Below are 812 nucleotides of genomic sequence, written 5' to 3'. Positions count from 1 at the left end.
GGTGCGCCAGTCGGTAGCGGTAAATCTTCTATGTCGTGAATTTCTTCAATAAACGCGGTCAAAATGGGTTGAGCAAAGCCGATTGAAAAATCAGCGCGACGACGTGTTAGTGTTTTCCACGCTTCTAACATGGCTGAACGTGCCGAACTGTAGTTCACATCAGACCAGTCTTGTGTCACTTGTTGAGTCGATAGCCCGGTTGCTGCCGCAATATTGCGCAATGCCGCACTCTCAAAGCCTTCAAAATTACTGTGTGGCCGTGCAGCGTTCACTGTTGTTATCTTCTCACCGGGGTATATGATTGGGAGCCGCGCCCCGTTCTGCAAAGATATCCGGCGATCATTGTGAAACTCAACGCGTCCTTGTTGATACGCGCCTAAATTCTCATCCTCGCTTTCACCCAAAGCCGCTTCAACTAACGCAGGGTCATACGGTGACTCAATATAAGCGCCGAAAATCGCATTTAGAATAGCGGCTTCAAGCTCTGACTGGTCATATTTAATCAGCATCTTCAGGCGCTGAACAACCGGCGTTAAGATGCCGTTACCCCTGTGTTGTGCTCCGCGCTCGTGATCAAAATCATGCACAACATGCGGGCGTCCCCACGCTGTTTCACGCGGTATACGCTCCCATGTCATCGTTTTTGCACCACTCCACCAATCGCCAATATGGGCTTCCCGGATATGGTAAAACGTAGGAGCGCCGTCAGCGTCTATCTCTACACCACCTCTGATATGCGGCATATCAAAATTCTGTTGCGGGTTACTGAGTCGGTCAGGATCTACAATCTGAACTGTTGTTGCATAATGCCC

The 812-nt window shown here is 49.9% G+C and carries 1 protein-coding gene; it reads right to left on the bottom strand.

Annotated features, from left to right (window positions below):
• The coding region (locus LGZ99_RS24520; protein ID WP_262979859.1) for a phage portal protein at positions 1–812 on the bottom strand (812 nt) is incomplete at both ends.

Source organism: Photorhabdus temperata, assembly GCF_025384845.1.
Lineage (GTDB): Bacteria > Pseudomonadota > Gammaproteobacteria > Enterobacterales > Enterobacteriaceae > Photorhabdus > Photorhabdus temperata.
Note: the sequence above shows the minus strand (reverse complement) of the source record. Positions and strands in the feature narration are given on the sequence as shown.